Consider the following 23,525-nt stretch of genomic DNA (forward strand, 5'->3'; position numbering starts at 1 on the left):
CGAAAGGAGATCAGATGACCACCCTTGACCATTCCCCCGATCAGGCGCGCAGCGGCTGGTGGCCCTTCGCCGCCGCCGCCTTCGCCTTCCTGGTCGCGATGATGGGGACGACGCTGCCGACGCCGATCTATGCGCTGTACGAGCAGCAGTTCCATCTTTCCCAGTTCATGATCACCGTGATCTATGCCGTCTATGCGGCGGGCGTCATCGGCGCGCTGCTGCTGACCGGCACCTGGTCCGACCAGATCGGGCGCAAGCCGCTGCTGTTCGCGGGGCTTGCGCTGTCGCTGGTCAGCGGGATCTGCTTTGCGCTTTCCGGAGGGCTTTGGGGGATCCTGCTGGCGCGGGTGCTTTCAGGTCTGTCGGCGGGGCTGTTTGCCAGCACCGCGACGGCGGCGGTGATGGATCTGGTCCCCGAGGGGCAGGAGCGCGCCGGCATCCTGACCGCCACGGGGGTGAACATGGGGGGGCTTGGCCTTGGGCCGCTGGTGGCGGGGGCCGTGGTGCAATACCTGCCCGATCCCATGCTGACGCCCTATCTGGTGCATATCGCCCTGGTGATCCTGGCCGGTCTGGCCTTCCTCACGGTGCCCGAGACGGTGGCGCGCGCCGATCATCCCGACCTTGCGCCGCAGCGGCCCACGCTTCCTTCCGAAGTGGCGGGGGTTTTCCTGCCCGCCGCCCTTGTGGCGATTGCCGGCTTCATGGTGACGGGCTTCTATTCCGCCGTGGTGCCCAGCTTCCTGGCCGATCCCATGGGCTATCACAGCCATTTCCTTGTGGGCTTCGTCGCGGGCTTCCTGTTCCTGGCCTCCACCGCCGGTCAGATCCTGGCCGATACGCTGCCCGGGCGCAGCCATCTGAAGCTGGGCTGTGTGGTGCTGACGCTCGGGGTGCTGGTGATCGCCGCAGGGCTTTGGGCGGAAACGCTCTGGGGGCTGCTGCCGGGGACGCTGATCGCCGGGCTGGGCCATGGCCTTGCGTTCCGAAGCGGTCTGGGCGCCGTCGGCTCTGCCGCCCCGGAGGCGCGTCGCGGCAGTACCATCGCGCTTTACTTCACCATCAGCTACCTGGCGATCAGCGTGCCGGTTGTGCTGGTGGGGCTTGCGGGCCTTCTGTGGGCGCTGAAACCCGTCAGCATCGCCTTCGCTCTGCTCTCGGCGCTGCTCAGCCTGCTGGCGCTCTGGCGGATCCGCGGGCGCGACTAGCCCTTAGGGCTGGAAGCCGCCTGCGGGCTGGCCGGGCAGGGTGGTGCTGGATCCGAAACCGGGGAAGGCATCGCCTCCGGGTCCGGCGATCACCGGAGGGGAGCCGGGCCCTCCCATGGCCCCCGGGGGCGGCGCCAGCACCGGCGCATAGGGCACTCCCGGCGGGTTGATCGCGGCCAGCCCGCCATAGAGCAGCCCGATGGCCACCAGCCAGCTGCCGGCAATGCGCCCGCCGATCCGCCCGACCCTGAGCGGCAGGCACCCCAGCAAGAGCGCGGCCGTCAGCGGCAGCCAGAGGCCAAGTCCGGCGCCCAGCAGCCGGATCGTCACATCGCCCGAGGCCGCGCTGGGGTCGTACAGCACGATGGAGGCGCCGCAGGCCGTCCCCGCCAGCAGCGCCAGCGGCGGCCCCAGCACTGGCAGGGCCCGCCAGCCCGCCAGCAGCGCCCCGCCGATGGCAAGAACCGAGGCCGGGAACAGCAGGAAATGGTGGGACGTCGCCCCGGGGATCTGGCCGATCAGCGCAAACAGCCCGCCCGAGAAAAAGATCCCCAGCCCGATCCCCGCCGCCCAGCCCAGAAAGACCGTGCCGGTGCTGCGTCGGGACATCTGGCTCAGGGCAAGGCCCAGCCCCAGGCCCGGAACCAGGAAGGCGGGGTGCAACCCGCTTTGCATCAGCCATTGTGCCACCGGCGCCGGGGCCAGAAACCCGCAGAGCGTCAGAAGGGCCGCGCCCGTCAGGAGGCACGCAATCGCCGCCCCAAGGCGCGGGCCCAGGCCTTCAGGCCACAAGGTAGCCGATCCCGCACAGCGCAATAACCCCGCCCAGCAGACGGCAGATCCGACCCTGCCACAGCGGCCCCAGCAGCAGACCGACCCCGACACCGATGACATGGATCAGCCCTGTGGCGACAACAAAGCCCACGGCGTAATCGGCGGGGTTTGCCGCCAGCGGCAGCTCGGCCCCATGGGCATAGCCGTGACACAGCGCGAAAAAGCCGATGATCGCAAGAGAGGCCCACTCCTGTGGTTTCCAGGCCAGCGCAATCGCCGCGCCCAGCACAAGGATCGACAGGGCGATGCCGGTCTCGATCCCGGGCACCTGAAGACCGGCAATGCCGACGATGCCGCCAATCACCATGACCATCGGGAAGGTCACGGGAAGGGTCCAGACCCGGCGCCCACCCATCTGCGCCCCCCACAGCCCGACCGAGAACATCGCCAGGAAATGATCGTAGCCGGTAAAGGGATGCTCGAACCCGGCACTCAGCCCGCCGCTGCCGGTGGGCACGATATGCGCCGAGGCACTTTGCGCCCCCGCCAGCATCAGAAACAGAGCAAGAGGCGGCAGCGACCGAAGCGAAGGCGGCAGGGATCGGGGCAGGGAAAGCGACATGGGCAGGCCTTTTCTGGAACGTGAACGCAGAAAGCCGTCTTCGGTCGGGAAGGGCAAGTCCCCGTTGTCCCGCAGCCCCTCACGGGGTGTCACCTTCCGCTGAGAGACGCATCCGTGACGCGCCGCCCCGGTCTGCGTGCTTACTTTGGCAGAAGGCGGGCAAGGCGCTCCGGGCGTGACCCCTGTCTTATTCTCCGGGGGGTGCGCTGGGTCATGGACCGAAATCCCAATATCTCTCTCGCACGCATGGGCCTGTCCTGCCGGGATAGGCTGTCCGCCCTGCCTGACCGTCCCAGATTGCGCCTCCTGCACGCCTGCCGCGCCAAGGCGCACTCTCTTGTGGTTCTGCGCTTTGGATCAGGCAGAAAATGGCATTGCCTGTCTTTGCAAAGCCTGGGGACTTGTCGACCTGCGAATTGCAAATTTCGGAAAGGGGTCGGTTCCTGCGCGGTGCAGGTCAAGATCCCGCGCTTTTGGCTCCGTGTCGGGGGCATCGGCGGGCCTGTCCCGGCTGCGGCGCAGCGCTGGGCCTGATCGGGCCCGGTCCGGCACCGGGTCCCGTTTCCCGAGGCCCGCGCATGTTCGCCTCAGCGTCCGACTTTGCGGCCCTTGGCAAGGGGCCCGTATGCCGGAACCAAGTGCTTCGGCGATCCGGGGGCCGTCGCAGGGACGCGCTGGGGACAGATCCCCTTTCCGACGCCGGCAGCATTTCGGTGGTGGCGGAGGGGAGGGTGACCTTTGGAACATTATAGGAGCATCAAGTGTTCACCAAAAGTTCCGGATCTGATCGGTGGGATCAAATGGAGAACATCCCCGAGCGGCCCTGGGTTGGGCATGCTCCGGCCGGAAGCCGGAGCATCGCGGTTCAGAAATCCCAGTCTTCGTCCTCGGTCGCCACGGCCCGCCCGATCACGTAGCTGGAGCCCGAACCCGAGAAGAAGTCGTGGTTCTCGCTGTCGGGCGAGAGGGCGGCCAGGATCGCGGGGTTGACCGCGCAGGCCTCGGCCGGGAACAGTGCCTCGAAGCCCAGGTTCTGCAGCGCCTTGTTGGCGTTGTAATGCAGGAAGCTCTTGACCTCCTCGCTCAGACCCAGCCCGTCATAGAGCTCTTCGGTGTATTTCGCCTCGATGTCGTAGAGTTCGAAGAGCAGGCCGAAGGCGTAGTCCTTCAGCTCGGCGCGCCGCTCGGAGGTTTCGCGTTCCAGGCCGCGCTGGAACTTGTAGCCGATGTAGTAGCCATGCACCGCCTCGTCGCGAATGATCAGCCGGATCAGGTCGGCGGTGTTGGTCAGCTTGGCACGGCTCGACCAGTACATCGGCAGGTAGAAGCCCGAGTAGAACAGGAAGCTTTCCAGGAAGACCGAGGCGATCTTGCGCTTCAGCGGGTCGGCGCCGGGGGCATAGGTGTTCAGAACGGCGCGTGCCTTGGCCTGGAGATGCGGGTTCTCCTCGGACCAGCGGAAGGCCTCGTCCACCTCGCGGGTGGAGCACAGCGTGGAGAAGATCGAAGAATAGCTGCGCGCGTGCACGGCCTCCATGAAGGCGATGTTGCTGAGCACGGCCTCTTCGTGCGGCGTGACCGCATCCGCCATCAGCGCCGGTGCGCCCAGGGCATTCTGAATCGTGTCGAGCAGCGTCAGCCCGGTAAAGACCCGGATCGTCAGCTGCTGCTCCTCGGGCCGCAGGCTCGCCCAGCTTTGGACGTCGTTCGACAGCGGCACCTTTTCGGGCAGCCAGAAGTTCACCGTCAGACGGTTCCAGACCTCAAGGTCCTTCTCGTCCTGCAGCCGGTTCCAGTTGATTGCCCGCGGCACTGCAGTCCGCGCCAGCTCGTCCTTCATGTGGTGTTCCTTGTCTCTCTGGCCCCGGTTGCGCCCGGCCCCGGCGTGGGAGGGGGCTCTGCCCCCGTCTCCTGCGGAGACTCCCCCGGGATATTTCCGGCCAGATGACAGGGGAGCCGGGGCTCTTTATCATCTGGCCAAAAATATCCCGGGGTGTGGGGCAGAGCCCCACGAAGCCCGGTTACAGGGTGCAGGACACGCAGCCCTCGACCTCGGTGCCCTCAAGTGCGGTCTGGCGCAGGCGGACGTAGTAGATCGTCTTGATGCCCTTCTTCCAGGCCTGGATCTGGGCGCGGTTGATGTCGCGCGTGGTGGCCTCGGCCGGGAAGAAGAGGGTCAGCGACAGGCCCTGGTCGACGTGTTCCGTTGCCGCAGCGTAGGTGTCGATCAGCGCGTCCGGGCCAATCTCGTAGGCGTCGCGGTAGTAGGCCAGGTTCTCGTTGGTCATGAAGGGCGCAGGGTAGTAGACCCGGCCGATCTTGCCTTCCTTGCGGATCTCGATCTTCGAGACGATCGGGTGGATCGAGGAGGTCGCATTGTTGATGTAGCTGATCGAGCCGGTCGGCGGCACCGCCTGGAGGTTGCGGTTGTAGAGGCCATGGGTCATGACTTCCGTGCGCAGTGCCTCCCAGTCGGCGCGGGTCGGCAGGGTGACATCGGCAAAGAGCGCCTGGACGCGGGCACTTTCGGGCAGCCAGTCACGGCTCGTGTACTTGTCGAAGAACGTGCCCGAGGCATAGGTCGAGGTTTCGAAACCGCGGAAGCTTTCGCCCTTTTCCCGCGCCAGTGCGCAGGAGGCGCGGATCGCGTGATAGGCGACGGCGGCAAAGTAGACCGAGGTGAACTCGATCCCCTCGGGGCTGCCGTAATGGACATGCTCGCGCGCGAGGTAGCCGTGCAGGTTCATCTGGCCGAGGCCGATGGCGTGGCTTTCGTCATTGCCGCGGCGCACCGAGGGCACGCTGTCGATGGCCGACATTTCCGACACGGCCGTCAGGGCGCGGATCGCCGCCTCGACCGTGGCGCCAAGGTCCGGCCCGTCCATCGCCTTGGCGATGTTGAGCGAGCCGAGGTTGCAGCTGATGTCGGTGCCGAGGTGGTCGTAGGAGAGATCGTCCTTGAAGGTCGAGGCCTCGTTGACCTGAAGGATCTCGGAGCACAGGTTCGACATGGTGATGCGGCCCGCGATCGGGTTCATCCGGTTCACCGTGTCTTCGAACATGATGTAGGGATAGCCGCTCTCGAACTGGATCTCGGCCAGGGTCTGGAAGAAGGCGCGGGCGTTGATCTTCTTTTTGGCGATGCGCTTGTCATCGACCATCTCGGCGTATTTCTCGCTCACCGAGATTTCCGAGAAGGGCACGCCGTAGACCTTTTCCACGTCATGGGGCGAGAAGAGGTACATCTCTTCGTTGCGCTTGGCGAGCTCGAAGGTGATGTCGGGGATCACCACGCCGAGCGAGAGCGTCTTGATGCGGATCTTCTCGTCCGCGTTCTCGCGCTTGGTGTCGAGGAAGCGCAGGATGTCGGGGTGGTGGGCATTCAGGTAGACCGCACCGGCGCCCTGGCGCGCGCCCAGCTGGTTGGCGTAGCTGAAGCTGTCTTCCAGCAGCTTCATGATCGGGATCACGCCGGAGGACTGGTTCTCGATCCCCTTGATCGGGGCGCCGTGCTCTCGGATGTTGGTCAGCATCAGGGCCACGCCGCCGCCGCGCTTGGAAAGCTGCAGCGCGGAGTTGATGCCGCGGCCGATGCTTTCCATGTTGTCCTCGAGGCGCAGCAGGAAGCAGGAGATCAGCTCTCCTCGGCTTTTCTTGCCGGCGTTCAGGAAGGTGGGGGTGGCGGGCTGGAAGCGGCCCGAGAGGATCTCTTCCATGAAGGACATTGCCAGCGCCTGATCGCCGCGTGCGAGCGCCAGCGCGCACATCACCACCCGGTCCTCGTAGCGTTCCAGGTAGCGTTTGCCGTCGCGGGTCTTCAGCGTGTAGCTGGTGTAGTACTTGAAGGCGCCCAGGAAGGTCGGGAAGCGGAACTTCTTCGCGAAGGCGGCGGCCCAGATCTCGTGCAGGAAGGCGGTCGGGTAGGCCGCCAGGACCTCGGCCTCGTAATAGCCCTGCTCGACCAGATATTCGAGCTTTTCGTCCAGCGAATGGAAGAACACCGTGTTCTGGTTGACGTGGGTCAGGAAGTACTGGCGCGCGGCCAGGCGATCGGCCTCGAAGCGGATGTTGCCGTCCGCATCATAGAGGTTCAGCATCGCGTTCAGCGCGTGGTAGTCGAGCCCCTCGGTCAGGCTGTCGTTGCGGTCGAGCATGGGGTCCCCCAGAAGGCGGTCAGCCCGTCGCGGATACGGGCAAGGTCGGTGTCGGTGCCGGCGAGCTCGAACTTGGTGAGCATCGGCACGGCGCATTTGCGGGCGATGACATCGGCGGCCAGCCCGTAGGTGGCGCCGAAGTTGCGGTTGCCGCCGCCGATGACGCCCCGGATCAGGGCGCGGCGGGCGGGATCGTTCAGAAAGCGGATGACCTGCTTGGGCACCGCACCGCGCCCCTCGCCATCGGCGAAGGTCGGGCAGATCAGCACGTAGGGCGCGGTGATGTCGGGCATCTCCTCTTTCGGCGAGACGGGGATGCGCAGCGCCGCGCCGCCCAGCCGGGCGACGAACCGGGCGGTGTTGCCGCTGGCCGAGGAGAAATAGACGAGGCCCGCCATCGGGACGCCGATCAGGCGGCGAGGCGGCCGATCATGTCGGGGCGGAAGCCCGACCAGTGATCTTCGCCGGCGATCACGACGGGGGCCTGGCGATAGCCCAGCTCGGTCACGCGGGCCATGGCTTCGGCGTCCTGGGTCAGGTCGACGACCTCGTAGGACAGGCCCTTGGCATCCAGCGCGCGGGTGGTGGCGGTGCATTGCACGCAGGCGGGTTTGGAATAGACGGTGATGCTCATCGCGGCGTCCTCATGGTCCTGGAAGGGAAGGACGCAGGCCAACCGGACGGCCTCGCCGTCAGATCCACCTTAGATGCGCCCCCGAACCCTCCGTTCGTGGTCAAATCCTGTGCTCCTGGCAGGTCTCCTGGCTTGCGGCCTGCTCCCGTTCCGCCGGTCCGGAGCCCCGGTGGCAGTCGGGCCCGTGCGGACCGCTCACAGTTGCGGGGGCAGCTTCGGCTTTGACAGTGGAGTCGCACCGAATTCCCATTTTCACCGGGGCAAGCCCCGGCACCTGAAGCGGCTACATGTAGACAGGAGCTTGGCGGCAACGTCAATATGCTGATTTCGCGGGGCCGCTTTTTCGCCTTCCGGCCTTGCGGGACAAGGGCTTTGCGGCACGGTCGCGCGACGGATCGGAAGGGGGGAGAGGAAGGTGGTAGGCCCGGCAGGATTCGAACCCGCAACCAAAGCGTTATGAGCGCTCTGCTCTAACCGTTGAGCTACAGGCCCGTCCGGAACTACCGATAGGCGGCGGCGCGGCGGCGGTCAAGCCGATGCGGGGAGCTTCCCCTGCGCCGTCCCCGGAATGGCGTTGCACGGGGGCAGGGGATGGGCTAACCGGAGCCAAATTTTGCCGCCGGGGAAGGAACCAGCGATGAGCGAGAGCAAGAACGGCATCACCTACGCCGACGCGGGCGTCGACATCGACGCCGGGAACGAACTGGTCGAACGCATCAAGCCGGCGGCCAAGCGGACCAGCCGTCCGGGCACCATGTCGGGCCTTGGCGGCTTCGGCGCGCTGTTCGACCTGAAGGGCGCGGGCTACGAGGATCCGATCCTGGTCGCGGCCACCGACGGCGTGGGCACCAAGCTGCGCATCGCCATCGACACTGGCCATGTCGACACCATCGGCATCGACCTGGTAGCAATGTGCGTCAACGACCTGGTCTGCCAGGGCGCCGAGCCGCTGTTCTTCCTGGACTACTTCGCCACCGGCAAGCTGGAGCTGGAACAGGCGACCGCGATCATCAACGGCATCGCCAAGGGCTGCGAGCTGTCGGGCGCGGCGCTGATCGGCGGTGAGACCGCCGAGATGCCCGGAATGTACCACAAGGGCGATTTCGACCTGGCGGGCTTTGCCGTCGGCGCAATGGAGCGCGGCGAGGATCTGCCCAAGAACGTGGCTGCGGGCGACGTGCTGCTGGGCCTGGCCTCTGACGGGGTGCATTCCAACGGCTACTCGCTGGTGCGCAAGATCGTCGAGCTTTCGGGCCTCGGCTGGGATGCGGCCTGCCCCTGGGGTGAAGGCTCGCTGGGCGAGCTGCTGCTGACCCCGACCCGTCTTTACGTGAAGAACAGCCTCGCAGCGGTGCGGGCCGGCGGCGTCCATGCCCTGGCCCATATCACCGGCGGCGGCCTGACCGAGAACCTGCCCCGCGTGCTTGATGGCCTGGGCGCAGAGATCGACTTTGCCTCCTGGGAAAAGCCCGGCGTCTTCAAGTGGCTGCAATCCGTTGGCGGCATCGCCGAGCGCGAGATGCTGAAGACCTTCAACTACGGCATCGGCATGGTGCTGGTGGTCGATCCCGCCCGCGCCGAAGCGCTGGAAGCGCTGCTCTCGGAGGCCGGCGAGACCGTCTGCCGTCTGGGCACGGTGACCGAGGCTGCCGGCATCACCTACACCAACCTCGACTGAGGCGGTCCGGTGAACACGCAGAAAAAAGTCGCCATCCTGCTGTCGGGTGGCGGATCCAACATGGTCAAGCTGGTCGAGTCCATGGGGCCCGATCATCCGGCGCGGCCCGTGCTGGTGATGTCGAACGACCCGCAGGCGGGCGGTCTGCAGAAGGCCGCCGCCCTGGGGGTGGCCACCGATGCCGTCGATCACCGTCCCTTCGGCAAGGATCGCGCCGCCTTCGAGGCGGCGCTGATCGAAAAGCTGGATGCGGTGCAGCCCGACATCATCTGCCTGGCCGGTTTCATGCGCATCCTGACCGAGGGCTTCATCCGCCATTACGAGGGCCGGATGCTGAACATCCACCCATCGCTGCTGCCCAAGTACAAGGGCCTGCACACCCATGCCCGCGCCCTTGAGGCCGGTGACACGGAAGCGGGCTGCTCGGTGCACGAGGTGACGGCGGAGCTGGATGACGGTCCGATCCTGGGCCAGGCCCGGGTCGCGATCCTGCCCGGCGACACGCCCGAGACCCTTGCCGCCCGGGTTCTGGTGGAAGAGCACAAGCTTTACCCCGCAATGCTGCGGGAATTCGCCACCCGGGGCTGACCCCAGCCGGGGCACGGAATGGAAAAGGGCCCGCCGGGAGAGAACCGGCGGGCCCTTTTGCCTTTCGGCGCGGGTGGTTCAGCGCAGGGCTTCGATATTGCCCGCATTGCCGCGCCAGCCGATTTGCGGCGTGGTGCTGTCCTGCGGGAACAGGGCAGAGCCCAGCAGCAGGACGGCGAGGGCGGCGGCGGCCACGACGGCGCCAAGCGGCAGACGATGCGGCACGCTGTAGGTCAGGGCGATCTGAGTCGACATTGGCAGTCCTTTCAGGGTGGGCCCCCGAAAGCGTCGGGGGGGGGCTGGGATTGCCCAAGCAGATAACGCGACTTCGCTTCTAACGGAAATGAATGATTGATCGGTTTTGCATCACGAATTCTGATGGCGTGTGATCTCGGCGCCGGTGCCGGCCTTGGGAGGAGCAGGGCGGCTTTTCAATCCCCCTCCGATGCAATATGCCTGACCAATAACCCGAGGCGGCAGACCGACGAATGATCACGATCACGACTACCGAAGAACTTGCGGCATTCTGCGAGACGGCGAAGACGAAGCCCTACGTCACCGTCGACACCGAGTTTTTGCGCGAACGCACCTATTATTCGCAGCTCTGCCTCGTGCAGCTTGCGCTTCCCGGCATCAGCGAGGACGAGGGCGGCGCCGTTCTGGTCGATCCGCTGGCCGAGGGGCTGTCGCTGGAACCCCTCTACGCGCTGTTCCGCGATACCAACGTGGTGAAGGTCTTCCATGCTGCGCGCCAGGATCTTGAGATCTTCTACGTCGATGCCGGGCTGATCCCGACGCCGCTGTTTGACACCCAGGTCGCGGCCATGGTCTGCGGTTTCGGCGAACAGGTCGGCTACGAGACGCTGGTGCGCAAGATCGCGCGCGAGAACCTCGACAAGTCCTCGCGCTTCACCGATTGGTCGCGCCGTCCGCTGACCGAGGCCCAGAAGCGCTATGCGCTGGCCGACGTGACGCATCTGCGCAAGATTTACGAATTCCTCTCGGCCGAACTGAAGAAGGCCGGGCGCGAGGCCTGGGTGGCCGAGGAAATGGGCATCCTCACCAACCCCGAAACCTATATTTCCCGCCCCGAGGACGCCTGGGAGCGCGTGCGCACCCGCACCAACTCGGGCCGGTTCCTTGGCATCCTGCGCGAGCTGGCGCAGTTCCGCGAGGCCTATGCCCAGGACAAGAACGTGCCGCGCAACCGGATCTGCAAGGATGACGCCCTGGTCGAGCTGGCCTCGACCAAGCCGACCTCGATCGCCGATCTGGGCCGGTCGCGGCTGCTGCTGCGCGAAGCCCGCAAGGGCGAGATCGCCGATGGTCTGCTGGCGGCGATCAAGGCGGGGATGGACTGCCCCGATGCCCAGCTCCCGAAGCCCGACAAGGCAAAGGAAAAGCTGCAGGTCAACCCGGCCCTGGCGGATCTGCTGCGGGTGCTGCTGAAGGCGAAATCCGATGGGGCGGGCGTTGCGCCCAAGCTGATCGCGGCCACCTCCGAGCTGGACGCCCTGGCGGCGGGCGAACGCGACGTGCCGGCGCTGCATGGCTGGCGCCGCGATGTCTTCGGCGAAGACGCGCTGCGGCTCTGCGATGGCCGGATCGGCCTGGCGACCAAGGGCCAGCGCGTCATCACCTTCGAACTGGACTGATCGAAACGGGCGCCGACCGGGAAACCGACGGCGCCCCTTCGCCGTTACGGGCGGATCGACACGCTGTTGTCAGAGCCGCGCACCTCGACGCTGCTCAGTGTCGCCAGATCCTCGTCATTTATCCGCACGGCGGCAACGATCTTGCGCGATGCCGCGCTGCCCACCGGGTAGCTGCCCTTGCGCGGCGGCTGCGGCAGGTAGCCCACCAGGGCGAAATGCCGGGTGGGACCGGTCGGGTCCATTCCATCGAGCGATTTCAGCGAAACGTCGAAGACACCCTGGATCGGCGCCGTGGCGGTCACTTCGATCACCGTGCCGCCGGGCAGGCGGCGCGAGACCACCGAATCGATATGGGCCACCGTGGGCCGGTCATCCGGCGCCGCCAGGGTCGCGCCCTCGGGCATCAGGGACTTGCTTCCCACCGCCGAGGGGTCCACCGGCTCGGCGGGGCCGCGGTGACCGCAGGCCGACAGGGCCGTGGTGGCAATCAGGAGCAGGGCGAGCGTCTTGCGCATGGGGAAGCCTTTCCGGAAAATCGCATTTTGCCTACCGCATCCGCCCCGCGAAGAAAAGCCGCACCGATGCGCACCGGAGGCGCTCCGCCGGTCGGGCAGGGCTGGACCTTCCGGGCGCGGGGGCATACCTCTCGGCCAGAGGCAAGAGAGGCATATCATGGCGCAGGACGCATTCGAGGACATCGTCGCGGATTTCGATTTCCTGGAGGACTGGGAAGACCGCTATCGCTACGTGATCGACCTGGGCAAGGCGATGGATCCGCTGCCCGAGGCGCTGAAGGTGCCCGCCACCAAGGTCGATGGCTGCGCCAGCCAGGTCTGGCTGCATCCGCGCCCCGAGAAGGGCACCTTCTATTTCGACGGTGAAAGCGATGCGATGATCGTGCGCGGCCTGATCGCGGTGCTGCGCGCGCTCTACAACGGCACGCCGATGGCGGATCTGCCCAAGGTCGATGCCAAGGCCGAGCTCTCGCGCCTCAGCCTGGAAGACAACCTGTCCTCGCAACGCTCGAACGGGCTGCGCGCGATGATCGAGCGGATCCGCGAACAGGCCCCCGCCTGACGCCCCCGCCTTCATCTTTCCTTAAATATGCCCGCCGGAGGCAGCCGCCCCAAGGGGGCGGCTTTCCTCCTCAGCCGCGCTGCGGCACGTAGCGGCGCAGCGAGCGCACGAAGGCGTCGATTGCCGCCTCGGCCCGGCTTTCCGGGAAGGCGCTGACGATCTCCGCCTCCAGCGGCGCCGAGAGCTTTCCCAGATGCGCCACCCGGATCGCCTCGTCGCTCTCGGAGAGCGGCAGGGCGCCGGCGGCCTGCAACAGCTCGATCCGGGCATGGATCGCGCGCATGCCGGCGAAGGCCATGATCATCGGGCGCGCCAGTTTCGGCGTCTCCTGCCAGCTGCCGCCCCGGAACACCTCCTGGGTGACGCGCTGTCCCGCGCCCAGGCAATCATAGTCGACGCAGCCCTGGAAACCCTTCTCCCCCAGCTCCTTGTGGATCGAGCAGCCGTGCCCCTCCAGCATCGGACAGGGCAGGCCCGCGGGCTTGTCGATGGCGAAGCGCTCGCCCTTGTCCAGAGCCAGCGCCATGCAGCACAGCGCCGCGCATTGGCTGCAATCGGCCTTGAGATCGATCATCGGCCCGCCTCCCGTTCCATTTCCACCGCCAGGTCGCCATAGCCGGTGACCCGTCGTTCAAAGCGCAGCCCCAGCCGTGCCGCCGCCGCGCGCGCCTTCGCGGTCAGGGCCTCATCCTCGGTCTGGGCCAGGTAGACCAGCCGGTCGTAATGGCCGAAATACATCTCCAGCAGCTGCGGATGCCGGTCCAGGCCCAGGGGTTCCCAGACGAAGGCATCGAACTGCCGGGCCAGGAAATCGGTCAGGTAGAAGGCGGTCAGCTCTTCGCGGGCGGCAAAGGCCTCAACCCCTTCGAAGAAGGCGTAGCAATGCGGCCCCTTCAGCAGGGTGACGCCCAGCCGGTCGCATTCGGCCTGCAGCAGGCCGCCGGTTCCACAGTCCGCGTAAAGCACGAAGATCCGGTCGTAATACCCTTGATTTTCCGTGATTTTCGCAGTGACCTCTGGGGTGATCTTCTGCGGAGTGTTGTGCAGGATCGCCGGCAGGCAGACCAGGTCCATGTGGTCCCAGCCGTGAAGCCTTTGCAGCGCCAGCACCTCTCGGGCCAGGGCGCCGCAGGCGATCAGCAGCAGCCTTTGCGGCGCCGCCTGCCGCAGGTCGGCGCCCTCCCTTGTCAGGGTGGCGTCGCTGGGGATCATAGGCGCGGGCCGGCCTTGAAGCGCGCGACCAGCGCCAGCGCGATGAAGACGGCCGGAACCCAGAGCCCCTTGTTGCCAAGCGCGGTCAGCGCCCAGATCGTCAGGCCACCTGCGATGCCTGCGGACAGCAGCACGACGAAGAAGACACGAAATGGCATGGATACCCTCCTGAAGCTGATCGCCAGATAGGACGGACCGGCCAAAAGCGCAACGGGCGCCTGGGCGCCCCCTGCCGCAGATCCCTGCGGATCGGACCCGGATCAGGCCTGATTGTGCTTGCGCGCCACGAAGCTTTTTGCGGTTTCCACCGCCACGGCGGCATCCCGGCAATAGGCATCGGCGCCGATGGCGCGACCGAATTCCTCGTTCAGGGGGGCGCCGCCGACCAGCACGATGTAGTCGTCCCGGATGCCCTGTTCCTTCAGCGTGTCGATCACGACTTTCATGTAGGGCATCGTCGTGGTCAGCAGGGCGGACATGCCGAGGATGTCGGCATTCTGTTCCTTGAGCGCGGCGATGTACTCCTCTGCAGGGTTGTTGATGCCAAGATCGACGATTTCGAAACCGGCGCCCTCCATCATCATCGCGACCAGGTTCTTGCCGATGTCGTGGATGTCGCCCTTCACCGTGCCGATCACCATGCGACCGATGGTCGGCGCACCGGTCTCGGCCAGCAGGGGTTTCAGGATCGCCATGCCGGCCTTCATTGCGCCGGCGGCCAGAAGCACTTCGGGGACGAACAGGATGCCGTCGCGGAAATCGTTGCCGACGATGGTCATGCCGCCGACCAGCGGCTTGGTCAGAACGTCGTAGGGGGCCCATCCGCGCGACAGCAGGATGTTGACGCCTTCCTCGATCTCTTCCTTCATGCCGTCATAGAGGTCGTCGATCATCTGGTCGACCAGCTCGTCGTCGTCGAGTTCGGAAAGGATGATTTCGTCTTCGTCGTCGGACATGGGTCTTCCCGTCTCTGTCTGCGCGCAGCCTGGCTTTCAGGATGGGCCGCCGCCACGGGCGGGACTGTCCGGAAAGCGACACCTCTTGCGGTAGTTTCGACCTGTAGAAGGGCGCCGCCAAGGGGGTAGGGAAAAAGAGTCATAGAGATCATGGGACAAGTCGCCTATGTTCGCCCTATGTTCCAGATCGAGTCGCCCGCCATGTCCCATCCCGTCGAGAAAGAGCGCCGCAAGGGCCGTGCTGCCGCCAGCAATGAGACCGGCCGCTTCGAACTTCACGCCCGCGAGCCGGTGGATGATGGCTGGGATCTGGCCGAGGAGCTGCAGGTGCTGCGCACCGAGCTGCGCGAGGAACAGGCCCGCAGCCTGATCACCTACAACCGTTCGCCGGATCTGCCCTTCGACCGCTCGATCAACCCCTACCGCGGCTGCGAGCACGGCTGCATCTACTGTTTCGCCCGGCCCTCCCATGCCTATCTGGGCATGTCGCCGGGCCTGGATTTCGAGACCCGGATCATCTCGCGCCCCAATGCCGCCGAGGTCCTTGCGCAGGAGCTGGGCCGACGCGGCTATGCGGTGGCGCCGCTGGCCATCGGCACCAATACCGACCCCTACCAGCCGGTCGAGGGACGCTGCGGGATCATGCGCGACTGTCTCGAGGTGCTGTGGGAACATCGCCATCCCGTCGCCATCGTCACCAAGGGCACCGGCATCCTGCGCGATATCGATCTGTTGCGGCAGATGGCCAAGCTGGGGCTGGTGCGGGTCGGGGTTTCGGTCACCTCGCTGGATCCGGAGGTGTCGCGCAGGATGGAGCCGCGGGTGCCCGCGCCGGCGAAGCGCCTGCAGGTGATCGCGGCGCTGGCCCGGGAGGGGATCCCGGTGCGCGTCATGGTGTCGCCGGTGGTGCCGGGGCTGACCGATGCGGAAGTGGAGGCGATCTTGGCGGCGGCACGGGAGGCCGGCGCGACCTCGGCCAGCTGGATCATGCTGCGCCTTCCGCGCGAGGTTTCACCGCTGTTCCAGGACTGGCTGGCCGAACATTACCCGGACCGCGCCGCGCGGGTGATGACCCGACTGCGAGAGATGCATGGCGGCAAGGAATACGACGCCAACTGGCACCGGCGGATGCGCGGCGAGGGGCCCTATGCGGCGATGATCGCGCAGCGTTTCCGCACCGCGGCGCGGCGGCTGGGACTGGACCTGCCGCAACCGGCGCTGCGCTGCGACCTGTTCAAGGTGCCGGTGCGCCCGGGCGAGCAACTGTCGCTGTTCTGAGGGCCGCCTGCGCCGGATCGCCCGGCGGGCGGCGCTGCCGCATGGGCCTTGCTTGGGGACGCCCGTATTTGGGGAAAGATGAAACCGGGAGCTGTCATGGCAAACGCCCTGCCGGTGGACAGGGCGTTTGCATATTTTTGGAAAGATGAAGGGCTTAGCCGCGGCGGCGGCGGTTGCGCCGGGCCGGGCCGCTCTCTGCCGCGTCGCCGGTGCCGTCGGAGGCCGAGGAGAAACCGCCGAGCTTCTCGGCGATCTGCTCGAGGGTGGGGCGCGGGCCACGGGGCCGGGTCGAGAGCGCTTCGTGCATCTTTTCCAGGTGCTCGGGCATGGTCCCGCAGCAGCCACCGATGATGGTGGCGCCGCAGTCGCGGGCCATGACGGCATAGTTGGCCATCAGCTCGGGCGTGCCGTTGTAGTGGATGTGGCCATCCTCGTATTTCGGGATGCCGGCATTGCCCTTGGCGATGACCGGACGCTCGACGCCCATGGCGGAAAAGCCCAGGACCGTGCGCAGCAGGTCGGAGGCGCCGACGCCGCAGTTGGCGCCATAGGCGATCGGCGGATTTTCCAGCTTTTCGACCATCTTGACCATCGCTTCGGAGGTCAGCCCCATCATGGTGCGACCGGCGGTGTCGAAGGACATGGTGCCGCACCAGGGCATGTCGGCCAGTCGGAAGGCCTCGGCGGCGGCGCGGTATTCCTCGGCGGCGGAGATGGTTTCCAGCCAGAGCACATCGGCACCACCCGCCTTCAGCCCCTCGGCCTGCTGGTGGAAAATTTCGACGGCGGTGGCATGGGAAAGCGGGCCCATCGGTTCCATGATTTCCCCGGTGGGGCCGACGGAGCCGGCGACGATCACCGGGCGCCCGGCCTTGTCGGCCACTTCACGGCCAAGCTCGGCGGAGATGCGCGACAGGTCCCCGGCGCGATGCGCCGCGTCGTGCAGTTTCAGCCGCGAGGCATTGCCGCCGAAGGAGTTGGTCAGGAAGATGTCGGAGCCGGCATCGACGGCGGACTGGTAGAGCCGGAGGATCCGGTCGGGATGCTGCTCGTTCCAGAATTCCGGCGCGTCCCCCGAGCTCAGGCCCATGTTGAAGAGATTGGTGCCGGTGGCCCCGTCGGCCATCAGCCAGTCACGGGACTCCAGAAGGCGGGTGAGCGCGTTGGTCATCGGGGGCTCCTTGCAATCAGCAGTGCGGTCCGGGTGCCACCGGGCGGCAGTCCTGCTCCCGTCTTACGATGCCTCGTCGCCGGTTGAAAGGGGATCTCCGGCGCCGGCGGGCCGGCGCATGGCCAGGGCCAGATCGACGGCAGCCAGGACCAGTGCCGCCGGGCTGGGGGCGGCCATGTAGAGCGGCTGGCGGCGCGGGGCGAAGGAATCCTTGAAGCGGCAAAGGCCATCGCCGCCGGAGCTGCGGGCGATGCGGGCACGCAGCCGCGCAAGACGGGGGTGTTCGCGGACTTCGCGGGCCGGCATGGCGGCCAGCGACAGCGGCACCCCTTCCGCAGCGGCGTCGTGGATGGCGGCCACCACCAGCGCGTGCATGGTGCCGTCGGGAAGATCCGGCCCGTGCCGCATCAGGTCGAGGCAATATTCCCGGGTGTTGGCGTGGAAGGTGACAAAGGCCACGAGCTGGCTGTCCTGCTCGGCGCAATAGACCCGTTGGCGGGCAACGTAGGAGGGGGCGAAACGCCCGGTGGAGAGGCCGCGCGCCAGGCCGTGGCTGTCCTTCCAGGCACTGTCGAGCCGGGCCATGTCGGCCAGCGGCAGGTCGAGCGGGCGGCGGATGCGGATGCCGGCCTTTTCGGCGTGGCGCAGCTTGCGGCGCAGCTGGCGGTGGCGAGGAGTGTCGATCTGGAAGCCGGCGGCGTCGATCACGGCCTCGTCGGCGACGCGGGCCAGTTTCCAGCCGGCGCGGCGGGCCAGGATCGCCTGACGGGGACTGCACTTGTAGACCACGGCCAGGCGGTTGCTGGCACGGGCCGCCCGGTGCAGCCGGGGCAGCAGCGTGTCGAGCGGCCCGGTCAGCGGATCGAAGAGCAGGGTCAGGGTCTGTGGCGTGTCGATGCAGAGCGCGCCATTGCGGGTCTCGCCCAGCAGGCGGGCGCCGTTCTGCCGGGCAACCCCGCTTTCCGAGCGCGGCGCGTGCAGCAGCAGCAGTTCGGGGACCCGGCGGGGGACATGGGCCCGGGCATCGGTGGCGCGTTCGCGCGGGCGCAGAAGCTGCGGGGCGGCGGCCAGGGCGGGCAGGGCATAGTAGACCAGGCGAAAGGCCAGGACGGCGGCTAGAAGCTCGGGCTCGGGCAGGGCGGGCAGCAGTGCCAGCAGCGTCAGCTCGAACGGGCCGACGCCGCCGGGGGTGCCGCCGAAAAGGCCGGCGCCAAGGGCCAGCAGGAAGACCGGCAGGAAGGTGGGGAAGGGCGGCGGGGCGGGCAGCAGCGCATACATCGCCGCACCGGCGGCGGCGGTGTCGAGGGCGGCGAAGAGGCTGATCGCCGCCATGGCATGGAGCGAGGGCAGGCGGAAACGCCAGCGTGCCAGCCGCAGCTCCGGCAGGAAGAGGGCCAGGGCCGGCAGCAGGAAGACCCCGGCCAGCGCCGACAGCAGCATCCAGCCCGGCAGCAGGTGCGGCGCCAGAACCAGGCAGGCCAGCGCCGTGATCAGCGCCCAGGAGATCAGGAAGGAGACCGAGACCGCAGCCGTGACCTGGGCCGCGCGCAGCGGTCCCAGCACCGGCAGAAGCCGCCAGCGCACCAGGGCGCCGGTCAGCACGCCAAGGCCCAGAAGCTGCGCCAGCGCGATGGCCGAGGCGCCCGACACCTGGGCCTCCAGCGGGCCGATGCCGGTGCGCAGGTGGCGGTGGATCACCGCGTCGTAGCGCCCGAGCGCCCAGAAGCTGATCGCGGTGGCGGCGATCGCCGCCAGCCACTGGCCCGGTCGGACCGCGCGGAACGCCTCCCAGATCAGGGCGGGGTCGAGACCCGACAGCCGCCCCGTCAGCAGCCACAGGCAAAGCCCCCCGATCCCCAGCGGCAGGGCATAGCGCAGCCAGGCCTTTGCCGGCCCCTTGCGTCCAGCGATGGCCATCGTCATCCCGGCTCCCTTCCCCTTCAGGTGTGACGCTTCAGGGGTAGGCGGGCTTCCTTGCCGGTTGCTTAAGCCCGGGGCGGGAAAGTTCCTCGGTTTGAAGACACTTCCCGCTTGTCCGGCGCGGCGGATGGGCCGGCGCCGGGATCAGGGGGGATCAGTGGGCGTGCGGCGGGGCCTCCGGCGCCCCCTCGGCGGCATGGGCGAGGTCGAGAAGGTGCTGGTAATGGCTCTCGATCTCGGTCCGGGTGACGTGGCCGGCCAGCAGCCGCACCACCGCCTCGGGCACCGGAAGATGTCCCTCCAGGTCGGCCTGCAGCAGCCGCTGGGCGGTGATCTCGGCGGCGCCGTCCTGCTGGCCCAGCGACTGTGCGGCCCAGACCGCCAGGGCGCGCTTGGCCCGGGACAGGACGCGGAACTCGGTCTCAGCGGCGCCGGCCCAGCGGGCCTCTGCGGCGCGCTCGCGGTCATCGAACGTGGTCATGGATCAGTCCTCCTCTCTGGACCGGCCTCCTCCGCCGGCCCCCGGAGCGCGATGCTCCGGAACATATTCAGTATAGCGCATTTCCGGTGGCTGCGGGTAGTGCCCCGTTGCGGGCCTTCGCGGCGTCGCCAGGACCCGGAAAAACGGGCCGTCGCCTTGTTTTCAAGGCCTGTGCCCCGGGCGGGCCGCAGCGCCGCTTGCGGCAGGACACGGCTTGGACTAAGAGGGCGCAACCAGAAGACTCTCCCCCAAAGTCAACAGAGGCCCCAAGCCAATGGCGCGACGCAAGAAAATCTATGAAGGCAAGGCCAAGATCCTGTACGAAGGCCCGGAGCCCGGCACCATCGTCCAGTATTTCAAGGACGACGCCACCGCGTTCAACGCGCAGAAGAAGGCCACCATCGAAGGCAAGGGCGTGCTGAACAACCGCCTGAGCGAGTTCTTCATGACCGGCCTCAACAACATCGGCGTGCCGACGCACTTCATCCGTAGGCTGAACATGCGCGAGCAGCTCTGCCGCTCCTGCGAGATCATTCCGCTGGAGATCATCGTACGCAACTTCGCCGCAGGCTCGCTGTCCAAGCGCCTGGGCGTCGAGGAAGGCGCGCAGCTGCCCCGTCCGATCGTCGAATACTGCTACAAGGACGATGCGCTCGGTGATCCGCTGGTGTCGGAAGAGCACATCGCCGCCTTCGGCTGGGCCAGCCAGCAGGACATGGACGACATCGTCCACCTGGCGCTGCGGGTGAACGACTTCCTGTCCGGCGTCATGATGGCCGTCGGCATCAAGCTGGTGGACTTCAAGATCGAGATCGGCCGCGTCTACGAGGGCGACTTCCAGCGCCTTGTCGTTGCCGACGAGATCAGCCCCGACAGCTGCCGCCTCTGGGACATCGAGACCGGCGCGCACCTGGACAAGGACGTGTTCCGCCGCGACCTGGGCAGCCTGACCGATGCCTATACCGAAGTGGCCCGCCGCCTTGGCGTGATCCCCCAGACCACCGGCGTCTCCAAGCCTACCCTGATCAATTGAGGAGAGACCTGAAATGAAAGCCCGCGTCCATGTCATGCTGAAGAACGGTGTGCTCGACCCGCAGGGAGAGGCGGTGCGCCACGCGCTCGGAAGTCTCGGTTTCGCAGGCGTCGAGGGCGTCCGCCAGGGCAAGGTGATCGAGCTGGACCTGGCCGAGGGCACCTCGGAGGACACCGTGAAGGAGATGTGCGAGAAGCTGCTCGCCAACACGGTGATCGAAAGCTACTCGGTCGAGATGGTCTGAGGCGTTTCGCCCGGGGCCTGCCGGTTCCGGACCACGAGATCAGAACCCCCGCGGGCCCCGGCCTGCGGGGGTTTTTCTTTGGGAAACCGGCGCGGGCGCGCCGGTGCCTCCGGCGGCCGTATTTTGCGGAAAGATGAAGGCGGGCGCGGGCGGCAGGACGCCTCCGGCGGGCATATTTGGGGAAAGATGAAAGGGGCGGGGCCAGGAATTGCGACGGCAGGGTGCAATTCGTGCGGGCGGTGCTTGATCCGGGGGGCGCGCGCGCGTATCAGCAGGGCGAAATTCCCCGCCACGCCAGATGCCGGAGCCCCGCCATGAAAGCCGCCGTCCTCGTCTTCCCCGGGTCCAACTGCGACCGTGACCTCAAGACCGCCTTCGAGAAGGCCGGCGCCGAGGTCACCATGGTCTGGCACAAGGATCATGAGCTGCCCCAGGGCATCGACATCGTCGGCGTGCCCGGCGGCTTTTCCTATGGTGACTATCTGCGCTGCGGCGCGATTGCCGCCAACTCGCCGATCTGCGCCTCGCTGAAGGCCCATGTGGAGCGCGGCGGCTATGCCCTGGGTGTCTGCAACGGTTTCCAGATCCTGACCGAGACGCGCATCCTGCCGGGCGCGCTGCTGCGCAATGCGGGTCTGAAATACATCTGCAAGCATGTGCCGCTGAAGGTCGAGACTTCGGACAGCATCTTCACCCGCGCCTACAATGCCGGCTCCAGCCTGTCGATCCCGATCGCGCACCATGACGGCAACTACCAGGCCGATGCGGAGCTGCTGGCGGAACTGCGCGGCGAGGACCGCATCGCCTTCACCTACGAAGAGAACCCCAACGGTTCGGCCGGGGATATCGCCGGCGTGCTGAGCGCCAACCGCCGCGTGCTGGGCATGATGCCGCACCCGGAGCGCGCCGCCGATGCCGGCCATGGCGGCACCGATGGCACCGCGATGTTCACCGGGCTGATGGACGCGCTGGTCAGCGCCTGAGCGAGCCGGGGCGGCGCTTCTTCGCCCATGGCGTGCCGCCTGCTGTCCGCCCGGTCAGCACGCGCTTGAGCAGGCATCGCGCCCGGCGTAATCTGGCGCAATGTTTGCGAGGCGATCTTCGAGGCCCCTGAGGGGGCGCACTGTCAGCTGGCGGGCGCGGATCGCGCTCGCCTTCTTCGTTGCCATGGTCATTGTCGTGGTCACGGTGACCAACGGCCTGCTGATGGATCGCTTCACCGCGAATACCCGCACCCGGGCCGAGCTGCGGCTGGCGCTGTTTGGTGCCAACCTGGTGAGCGAGCTGCGCCGCAATTCCATCGTGCCGCAGCTGCTGGCCCGCGATCCGGAGCTGATCGGGGCGCTGAATTCAGCCGATTACAGCCGTTCGACCCAGCGTCTGATGTCCTTCGTGGACGAGATCGGCGCGGCCAGCCTGATGCTGCTGGACAAGGACGGGCGCGCGGTTGCCAGCACCGACCGCAACCGGCTGGGCGAGAACCACCGCCAGGACAGTTTCTTTGTCGATGCGCAGCGTTCCAACGACACGGTGTTTTCGCTGCTGAAGGGCGACAGCCCCGGTTTCACCTTCACCTATTCGCGCCGGATCGAGGACCACGGGGTTCTGCTGGGGGTGATCGTCGTCACCGTCGACCTGCAGAAGTTCGAACGCTCCTGGTCGGGGATCTCGGATGCGCTGCTGGTGATGGACAGCGAGGGCCGTATCATCCTGTCGACCGAGCCGATCTGGCGCGGCCTTCAGGAGGACGAGGCGGTCAGCCGCGAACCGCCCAGCTCCGCGATCCAGCGGGCGCTGCTGGCGACTGCCGACTGGGCGCCTTCGGTCGATGGCTATCTGGGCGGTGAGGCCGTCATGCGGGTCTCCAGCCGGATCCCGTTCCGGGGCTGGCAGGTCGCCAGTTACACCAGTTACGCCAGTGTTCGCGAAAAAGTGAATGGCGTGCTGGCGCTGGAGATCATGGGCTTTGCCATCCTGCTGGCGCTGGCCTTCTACGCGCTCAGCCGCAAGACCATGCTGCGGCTGGCCTTCACCCAGGAGGAGTCCGCGGACCTGCGGGCGCTGAACGAAAGGCTGCAACGCGAGATCGCCGAGCGCGAGCGGATGAAACGCTCGCTTCACGTGGTGGAGCAGAGCCTGGCCCAGAGCCAGAAGCTGGCCGCCCTGGGCGAGATGTCGGCGGCTGTCAGCCATGAGCTGAACCAGCCGCTCGCCGCCATGAAGACCTACCTGGCTGGCGCCCAGCTGCTGCTGCGCCGCAACCGCCCCGAAGAGGCGCTGGCCAGCTTCCAGAGGATCGACGACCTGATCGGGCGGATGGGCAAGATTACCCGTCAGCTCAAGAGCTTCGCCAGCAAGGGCGGGGATCAGCTGACCCCGGTGAACATGGGCGACGCGCTGGCCTCGGCGCTGGCAATGATGGAGCCGCAGCTGCGTCAGCGCCGCGTCCGCATCACCCGGGCGCTGCCCGAAAAGGCGGTGATGGTGATGGCCGACCAGGTGCGGCTGGAGCAGGTGATGATCAACCTGCTGCGCAATGCGCTGGATGCCACGGCGGCAGTGGAGAATGCGCAGGTCGACATTATATTGTCTGCCGGAGAGACCGCGACATTGACGGTGCGCGACAACGGCACCGGCATTCAGGACCTCGATGAACTGTTTGAGCCCTTCTACACAACCAAGCCGCCGGGCGATGGCACGGGGCTGGGGCTGGCGATCTCCTCGGGGATCGTGGGTGACCTTGGGGGACGACTGACCGCACGGAACGCGGAAGGGGGTGGGGCTGTTTTCGAAGTACAGCTTCCTATCTTGTCCGAAGACATAGAAGCCGCAGAATAATC

25 protein-coding genes, 1 tRNA gene and 1 riboswitch are annotated in these 23,525 nt (G+C 67.1%); of the genes, 10 read left to right on the forward strand and 16 right to left on the reverse strand.

The window, feature by feature from the left end:
- Positions 1-14 precede the first annotated feature (14 nt).
- Positions 15-1,208, forward strand: coding sequence for an MFS transporter (locus KM176_RS07090; RefSeq protein ID WP_160892822.1), 1,194 nt, complete (start codon positions 15-17; stop codon positions 1,206-1,208).
- Between the two features lie 3 nt (positions 1,209-1,211).
- Here the strand turns inward: KM176_RS07090 and KM176_RS07095 are convergent, their stop codons facing one another.
- The 7 genes from KM176_RS07095 to KM176_RS07125 form a co-directional block, all read right to left on the reverse strand.
- Positions 1,212-2,000, reverse strand: coding sequence for a hypothetical protein (locus tag KM176_RS07095; RefSeq protein WP_160892824.1), 789 nt, complete (start codon positions 1,998-2,000; stop codon positions 1,212-1,214).
- A complete protein-coding gene (locus KM176_RS07100) occupies positions 1,990-2,604 on the reverse strand; it encodes a HupE/UreJ family protein (protein WP_160892826.1) in 615 nt (204 codons plus the stop codon). The genes KM176_RS07095 and KM176_RS07100 overlap by 11 nt, the downstream gene beginning before the upstream one ends.
- Positions 2,605-3,469: 865 nt before the next feature.
- The gene (gene nrdF, locus KM176_RS07105; RefSeq protein ID WP_160892828.1) at positions 3,470-4,444 is read right to left on the reverse strand and encodes a class 1b ribonucleoside-diphosphate reductase subunit beta; all 975 of its coding nucleotides are present in this window, start codon (positions 4,442-4,444) and stop codon (positions 3,470-3,472) included.
- A 181-nt stretch (positions 4,445-4,625) separates the two neighbouring features.
- Positions 4,626-6,758, reverse strand: coding sequence for a class 1b ribonucleoside-diphosphate reductase subunit alpha (gene nrdE, locus KM176_RS07110; RefSeq protein WP_160892830.1), 2,133 nt, complete (start codon positions 6,756-6,758; stop codon positions 4,626-4,628).
- On the reverse strand, positions 6,734-7,156 hold the full coding sequence (gene nrdI / locus KM176_RS07115; protein ID WP_160892832.1) for a class Ib ribonucleoside-diphosphate reductase assembly flavoprotein NrdI: 423 nt from the start codon (positions 7,154-7,156) through the stop codon (positions 6,734-6,736). Before nrdI ends, nrdE begins: the two co-directional genes overlap by 25 nt.
- An 11-nt stretch (positions 7,157-7,167) precedes the next feature.
- The gene (nrdH, locus tag KM176_RS07120) at positions 7,168-7,392 is read right to left on the reverse strand and encodes a glutaredoxin-like protein NrdH (protein ID WP_160892834.1); all 225 of its coding nucleotides are present in this window, start codon (positions 7,390-7,392) and stop codon (positions 7,168-7,170) included.
- Positions 7,393-7,492: 100 nt separating this feature from the next.
- Positions 7,493-7,685: riboswitch (cobalamin riboswitch) on the reverse strand.
- Between the two features lie 123 nt (positions 7,686-7,808).
- Positions 7,809-7,884: transfer RNA gene (locus KM176_RS07125), tRNA-Ile, on the reverse strand.
- Between the two features lie 145 nt (positions 7,885-8,029).
- Here KM176_RS07125 and purM point away from each other — a divergent pair.
- Positions 8,030-9,070 carry a phosphoribosylformylglycinamidine cyclo-ligase gene (purM, locus tag KM176_RS07130; protein ID WP_160892836.1) on the forward strand — a complete coding sequence of 347 codons (1,041 nt, stop codon included), beginning with the start codon at positions 8,030-8,032 and terminating at the stop codon, positions 9,068-9,070.
- A gap of 9 nt (positions 9,071-9,079) precedes the next feature.
- Positions 9,080-9,658 carry a phosphoribosylglycinamide formyltransferase gene (purN, locus tag KM176_RS07135; RefSeq protein ID WP_160892838.1) on the forward strand — a complete coding sequence of 193 codons (579 nt, stop codon included), beginning with the start codon at positions 9,080-9,082 and terminating at the stop codon, positions 9,656-9,658.
- Positions 9,659-9,736: 78 nt separating this feature from the next.
- Here purN and KM176_RS07140 read toward each other — a convergent pair whose 3' ends face one another.
- Positions 9,737-9,913: a hypothetical protein gene (locus tag KM176_RS07140; RefSeq protein WP_160892840.1), complete on the reverse strand. Its 177-nt coding sequence runs from the start codon at positions 9,911-9,913 to the stop codon at positions 9,737-9,739.
- A 233-nt stretch (positions 9,914-10,146) separates the two neighbouring features.
- Between KM176_RS07140 and rnd the strand changes: the two genes are divergently transcribed.
- The gene (rnd, locus tag KM176_RS07145) at positions 10,147-11,313 is read left to right on the forward strand and encodes a ribonuclease D (RefSeq protein WP_160892842.1); all 1,167 of its coding nucleotides are present in this window, start codon (positions 10,147-10,149) and stop codon (positions 11,311-11,313) included.
- Between the two features lie 44 nt (positions 11,314-11,357).
- On the opposite strand, the gene KM176_RS07150 is transcribed toward rnd, so the two are convergent.
- A complete protein-coding gene (locus KM176_RS07150; RefSeq protein ID WP_160892844.1) occupies positions 11,358-11,828 on the reverse strand; it encodes a hypothetical protein in 471 nt (156 codons plus the stop codon).
- Between the two features lie 157 nt (positions 11,829-11,985).
- Between KM176_RS07150 and KM176_RS07155 the strand changes: the two genes are divergently transcribed.
- Positions 11,986-12,390, forward strand: a complete 405-nt coding sequence (locus tag KM176_RS07155) for a SufE family protein (protein WP_160892846.1) — start codon at positions 11,986-11,988, stop codon at positions 12,388-12,390.
- A 70-nt stretch (positions 12,391-12,460) separates the two neighbouring features.
- On the opposite strand, the gene KM176_RS07160 is transcribed toward KM176_RS07155, so the two are convergent.
- The 4 genes from KM176_RS07160 to KM176_RS07175 all read right to left on the reverse strand — a co-directional run bounded on the left by KM176_RS07160 (position 12,461) and on the right by KM176_RS07175 (position 14,558).
- Positions 12,461-12,964 carry a hypothetical protein gene (locus KM176_RS07160; protein WP_160892848.1) on the reverse strand — a complete coding sequence of 168 codons (504 nt, stop codon included), beginning with the start codon at positions 12,962-12,964 and terminating at the stop codon, positions 12,461-12,463.
- Positions 12,961-13,602 carry a DUF1638 domain-containing protein gene (locus KM176_RS07165; protein ID WP_202397753.1) on the reverse strand — a complete coding sequence of 214 codons (642 nt, stop codon included), beginning with the start codon at positions 13,600-13,602 and terminating at the stop codon, positions 12,961-12,963. The genes KM176_RS07160 and KM176_RS07165 overlap by 4 nt, the downstream gene beginning before the upstream one ends.
- The gene (locus KM176_RS07170; protein WP_160892850.1) at positions 13,599-13,760 is read right to left on the reverse strand and encodes a hypothetical protein; all 162 of its coding nucleotides are present in this window, start codon (positions 13,758-13,760) and stop codon (positions 13,599-13,601) included. The genes KM176_RS07165 and KM176_RS07170 overlap by 4 nt, the downstream gene beginning before the upstream one ends.
- Before the next feature lie 102 nt (positions 13,761-13,862).
- On the reverse strand, positions 13,863-14,558 hold the full coding sequence (locus KM176_RS07175; protein WP_160892852.1) for a corrinoid protein: 696 nt from the start codon (positions 14,556-14,558) through the stop codon (positions 13,863-13,865).
- Between the two features lie 177 nt (positions 14,559-14,735).
- On the opposite strand from KM176_RS07175, the gene KM176_RS07180 reads away from it, so the two are divergent.
- Positions 14,736-15,836 (forward strand): PA0069 family radical SAM protein, encoded by a 1,101-nt coding sequence (locus KM176_RS07180; protein ID WP_236045211.1) that lies wholly within the window; start codon positions 14,736-14,738, stop codon positions 15,834-15,836.
- Between the two features lie 154 nt (positions 15,837-15,990).
- Here the strand turns inward: KM176_RS07180 and bmt are convergent, their stop codons facing one another.
- The 3 genes from bmt to KM176_RS07195 all read right to left on the reverse strand — a co-directional run bounded on the left by bmt (position 15,991) and on the right by KM176_RS07195 (position 19,408).
- A complete protein-coding gene (bmt, locus tag KM176_RS07185) occupies positions 15,991-17,007 on the reverse strand; it encodes a betaine--homocysteine S-methyltransferase (RefSeq protein ID WP_160892854.1) in 1,017 nt (338 codons plus the stop codon).
- Between the two features lie 63 nt (positions 17,008-17,070).
- On the reverse strand, positions 17,071-18,924 hold the full coding sequence (locus KM176_RS07190) for a phosphatidylglycerol lysyltransferase domain-containing protein (RefSeq protein ID WP_160892856.1): 1,854 nt from the start codon (positions 18,922-18,924) through the stop codon (positions 17,071-17,073).
- A gap of 157 nt (positions 18,925-19,081) precedes the next feature.
- Entirely contained in the window at positions 19,082-19,408 is a 327-nt protein-coding gene (locus KM176_RS07195) for an ATPase inhibitor subunit zeta (protein ID WP_160892858.1), read from the reverse strand.
- A gap of 274 nt (positions 19,409-19,682) precedes the next feature.
- On the opposite strand from KM176_RS07195, the gene purC reads away from it, so the two are divergent.
- The 4 genes from purC to KM176_RS07215 all read left to right on the forward strand — a co-directional run bounded on the left by purC (position 19,683) and on the right by KM176_RS07215 (position 23,523).
- The gene (gene purC / locus KM176_RS07200) at positions 19,683-20,441 is read left to right on the forward strand and encodes a phosphoribosylaminoimidazolesuccinocarboxamide synthase (RefSeq protein ID WP_160892860.1); all 759 of its coding nucleotides are present in this window, start codon (positions 19,683-19,685) and stop codon (positions 20,439-20,441) included.
- 13 nt (positions 20,442-20,454) lie between these two features.
- A complete protein-coding gene (gene purS / locus KM176_RS07205; protein WP_160892862.1) occupies positions 20,455-20,685 on the forward strand; it encodes a phosphoribosylformylglycinamidine synthase subunit PurS in 231 nt (76 codons plus the stop codon).
- 314 nt (positions 20,686-20,999) lie between these two features.
- Positions 21,000-21,668 carry a phosphoribosylformylglycinamidine synthase subunit PurQ gene (gene purQ, locus KM176_RS07210; RefSeq protein ID WP_160892864.1) on the forward strand — a complete coding sequence of 223 codons (669 nt, stop codon included), beginning with the start codon at positions 21,000-21,002 and terminating at the stop codon, positions 21,666-21,668.
- Between the two features lie 100 nt (positions 21,669-21,768).
- A complete protein-coding gene (locus KM176_RS07215; protein WP_160892866.1) occupies positions 21,769-23,523 on the forward strand; it encodes a sensor histidine kinase in 1,755 nt (584 codons plus the stop codon).
- Positions 23,524-23,525: the final 2 nt, after the last annotated feature.

Source organism: Pseudooceanicola endophyticus (assembly GCF_018760365.1).
GTDB lineage: Bacteria > Pseudomonadota > Alphaproteobacteria > Rhodobacterales > Rhodobacteraceae > Pseudooceanicola > Pseudooceanicola endophyticus.